This is a genomic window from Hominisplanchenecus faecis (assembly GCF_020687205.1).
In the GTDB taxonomy this organism is placed as follows: domain Bacteria; phylum Bacillota; class Clostridia; order Lachnospirales; family Lachnospiraceae; genus Hominisplanchenecus; species Hominisplanchenecus faecis.
Genome location: NZ_JAJEQE010000085.1, coordinates 1 through 4,337 on the forward strand (window position 1 = coordinate 1; position 4,337 = coordinate 4,337).

The following is a 4,337-nucleotide window of genomic DNA, read 5'->3' on the forward strand; positions in this document are numbered from 1 at the left end:
GAGATTGTACTCCCACTGAGAAAGACTTGTTATTACTCACCACTTGCAGAAGTGGGAGTCTTCTCGACTGAGATAAATCTTAACACTCACATCATGTTATCTGGTTTTTAATACTACATTCTACTATAACACATATCACATATTTTGCAATGCTTTTCTTCTTTTCTTTTTCGGTTTTTTCCGCTATACTGAAAAATACACGGACCATATCACCAAAATCCTGTATATGTCCGCTTTCTGACAGGAGGTACTTATGATTTCTATTCCTATAACCGAAGTAAAATTGTTTATGAACCATCTGCTCTGCCGCAGTACCTTTGATGCATTCTGCGTTCCGGAGCTTTCTCTTTCTACATTTGCCTCTTTCCATATGGATGGACATATTCTGAAAGATTATTATACGAAAGAAGAATATGAGACACTCTATAAAGACCGTACACCGATCGCCCGCTGGAAACAGCTGCGTCCCGTCTGCTTTGAACTGATCCGCGGCAACCACACACCGCTTTCTTTCTCGATCGTCCTGCAGCTCTCTTCCCGTGCAGTCGAATCATTTCTGTCCGAAACAGATACTTCTTTCACAGTCTCCGACATCAACGGCCTGTTTTTAAATCTGCGTTATAAAGATAGTCGGCTGAATGCTGTAACCGGAACATCTCTTAACATTTTCTCAATGGATAAGTCCCTGGAACATGCCTGGGATCAGAAAATCCAGAAGTTTATACTTTCTTTAGAAAGTTAACACTTTTTTGTTAGCACTCGCTGCATTTGAGTGCTGATTTTCTCTTGACATTTCCATAGAACGGTACTAAACTATCTTGCATAGGGCAGTCATAAGAAAACTTGGCTGCTGCAAGATTATTGGAAAGGTGTGAACGATTATGAGTAATACAAATAGAACAGGTAACTTATCCATCGACAGTGACAATATATTTCCTATTATAAAGAAATGGTTATATTCTGACCACGATATTTTCATCCGTGAACTGGTATCCAACGGATGTGATGCCATCACTAAACTGAAAAAACTGGAAATCATGGGTGAATATACTTTTCCGGAAGATTACAAAGCTTCTATTCAGGTTATCGTAAATCCGGAAGAAAAAACTATGAAATTCATTGATACCGGTCTTGGTATGACAGCAGACGAAGTCGAAGAATACATCACAAAGATCGCTTTCTCCGGTGCGACTGCTTTTCTTGAGAAATACAAAGACAAGACAAATGCAGATGAAATGATCGGTCATTTCGGTCTTGGTTTTTATTCCGCATTCATGGTAGCAGATGAAGTACATATCGATACACTCTCCTACCGTGACGGTGCAACAGCTGTTCACTGGGAATGTGACGGCGGCACACAGTACACGATCGGTGACGGCAGCAAAACAACCGTAGGTACAGAGATCACTCTTTATTTAAATGAAGAAAGTGTTGAATTTGCAAACGAATACCGCACAAGAGAAGTTCTGGACAAATACTGCTCTTTCATGCCGGTTGAGATCTTCCTCTCCAAAGCAAACGCAGAACCGGAATACGAAACCATTGAAGAGAGCGAACTGCGTGACGACGATGTTGTGATCGAACACATCCACGAAGATGCCAAAACAGAAGAGAAAGAAAATGAGAACGGTGAAAAAGAAATCGTTGAAGTTTCTCCTGCAAAAGAAATGGTTAAAATCCAGAAGCGTCCGGTTGCTTTAAATGATATCCACCCACTGTGGACAAAGCATCCGAATGAATGCAGCGAAGACGAATACAAAGATTTCTACCGCAAAGTATTTATGGATTACAAGGAACCTCTGTTCTGGATCCATCTGAACATGGACTATCCGTTCAATCTGAAAGGTATCCTCTACTTCCCTAAGATCAACACAGAATATGACTCTGTAGAAGGTACGATCAAACTTTACAACAATCAGGTCTTTATCGCCGATAATATCAAAGAAGTGATTCCAGAGTTCCTGATGCTCTTAAAAGGTGTGATCGATTGTCCGGATCTGCCTTTGAACGTTTCCAGAAGTGCATTGCAGAACGACGGTACTGTAAAGAAAATTTCTGAATATATCAGCAAGAAAGTTGCAGACAAACTGACCGGCATGTGCAAGACCGACCGTGAAAATTATGAGAAATACTGGGATGATATCAGCCCGTTCATCAAATACGGCTGCATCAAAGATGATAAATTCTATGACCGTATCAAAGACTGTCTGCTGTTCAAGAACCTCGACGGCAAATATCTGACTCTTCAGGATTTTGTTGCAGAAAACAAAAAAGAAGATACTGCGGAAGCTGTAAAAGAAACAGAAAGCACAGAAAATGCAGAAGAAAAGAAAAAAGAAAAAACTGTACTTTTTTATGTCACAGATGAAGTACAGCAGAGCCAGTACATCAATCTGTTCAAAGAACAGGGCATTGATGCTGTGATCCTGAAACATAATATCGACTCTGCTTTCATCACACATCTGGAGCGTCAGGATGACACCATCAAATTCGAGCGTATCGATGCAGATGTCAATGCAGATATGAAAGAAGAAGTTTCCGAAGAAGATCTGAAAGAAGAAAAAGAAACTCTGACGGATGTATTCCACAAAGCACTGAACAATGATAAGCTGGAAGTCAAAGTAGAAAAACTGAAAAATGCTTCTGTCTCTTCGATGATTATTCTGTCTGAGGAAACACGCCGTATGCAGGATATGATGAAGATGTATAATATGTACGGTATGGATCCGAACATGTTCGGCGGTCCTGCTACTTTAGTTCTGAATGCAAACAATGAACTGGTTCAGTATATCTTCAATCACAAAGATTCTGAACATGTACCGATGATGTGTGAACAGCTCTATGACCTGGCAATGCTGAGCCATAAACCACTTGCACCGGAAGAAATGACCAAATTCATCACCCGCAGCAATAAGATCATGATGCTGCTGGCAAAATAAAACAGATGAGCAGACAATCCCCTTCCCTGACCGGGAGTTCTTTAAAAAAGATTGCAATGATTATCATGCTCATTGACCACATAGGTGCCTGCGTTTTCGAACGCGGGCTCCTTTTGGTAGATGAAATGCGAAATGATGCGGCTCTTTTTGAAATGCTTCGGAACACAGACCGTATTCTCCGTCTGATCGGCCGTGTCTCCTTTCCGATCTTCTGCTTTTTGTTAGTAGAGGGATTTCTGCACACGCACGACCGAAAAAAATATGCACTTCGCCTCTTTCTGTTTGCACTGGTCTCGGAAATCCCTTTTGATCTTGCGATCATGGGACGTCTCTTTGATCCAGTACACCAAAACGTCTTTTTCACCCTGCTGATCGGACTGCTTGCTATGATGCTGTGCGATTACTTCCGAATGCAAGCACAGCCTGTGGCACAGGTGCTTGTTTTAATCCTGGCAATGGTGCTTGCATGGGCTCTGCATACAGATTATGGCTATCGCGGTGTTCTGCTGATCGAACTGCTCTATATTTTCCGCTATGATCGGATGAAGCAGGTCGTAGCCGGAGCTGTTGCCTTTAGCTGGGAGACGACTGCACCGCTTGCTTTTATTCCTGTCTGGTTCTATAACGGAAAACGCGGGAAATCCGGCAAATGGTTCTTCTACTGGTTTTATCCGGTGCATCTGCTGATTCTGTGGGGAGTTAAAACATTCTTGTTGCCAATTCTTATTTCAGTATAAAGCATTGATTTGGGGAGACATTTTCTGATATAAATAGAGCTTTCATGAAAGTCTATAAATTTGTGCATGTGCAAATGAACGAATTCCCCGAAGGGAACGTAAAACAGCATAGCCATGATGAATTCGAAAACAAATCGTACTGACGGTAGCAAGGCTTCCGTCGTGAGATTGTTTTCGAATCATCATGGCGTCCTATTTTACAAAATCATTTTATGACATTTATTTGCACATGCTCTGCTGTTTTTCGCAGACAGCACCTTATAAAACTTCCATCATTTCTTTACACTCGCCAGGAAATCTCCGTCTGAATTTCTCAGGCAAGCACTACAAGATATTTTCCACCCGGAAGTGCAAACACTTCGGATGCCTGCAAAATCTCATCTTTGGAAAGCTGTGCCGCATCCATTCCGCTCTCATCCAGATAGTCACGTACATCTTCGATACTGTCAAGTACGACCGCCAGATTATCCTCAAGGAACTCTTCTGCCTCCTGCGGTGTCTCTGCCACTTTTTCATCAAACAATTGCAGCTGTTTGTTTAAAAACGTCTCAATACATTCTTTGCTGAAATTTGCCATGATCAAATCCTGCCACTCAAAATGTGATTAAATATACTCACACCGAGATAATGTAGACCCTCACGAGTTCTACTTACTGCTTTA

The 4,337-nt window shown here is 41.6% G+C and carries 4 protein-coding genes; 3 read left to right on the forward strand and 1 reads right to left on the reverse strand.

Annotation, left to right across the window (positions count from 1 at the left end):
- Positions 1 to 253: 253 nt before the first annotated feature.
- From LKD42_RS14725 to LKD42_RS14735, 3 genes are all read left to right on the forward strand, one after another.
- Entirely contained in the window at positions 254 to 742 is a 489-nt protein-coding gene (locus LKD42_RS14725; RefSeq protein WP_147631359.1) for a DUF5721 family protein, read from the forward strand.
- Positions 743 to 881: 139 nt separating this feature from the next.
- On the forward strand, positions 882 to 2,939 hold the full coding sequence (gene htpG, locus LKD42_RS14730; RefSeq protein ID WP_248836136.1) for a molecular chaperone HtpG: 2,058 nt from the start codon (positions 882 to 884) through the stop codon (positions 2,937 to 2,939).
- A 5-nt stretch (positions 2,940 to 2,944) separates the two neighbouring features.
- A complete protein-coding gene (locus LKD42_RS14735; protein ID WP_248836137.1) occupies positions 2,945 to 3,676 on the forward strand; it encodes a TraX family protein in 732 nt (243 codons plus the stop codon).
- A 313-nt stretch (positions 3,677 to 3,989) separates the two neighbouring features.
- Here the strand turns inward: LKD42_RS14735 and LKD42_RS14740 are convergent, their stop codons facing one another.
- On the reverse strand, positions 3,990 to 4,253 hold the full coding sequence (locus LKD42_RS14740; protein ID WP_022118680.1) for a hypothetical protein: 264 nt from the start codon (positions 4,251 to 4,253) through the stop codon (positions 3,990 to 3,992).
- Positions 4,254 to 4,337: the final 84 nt, after the last annotated feature.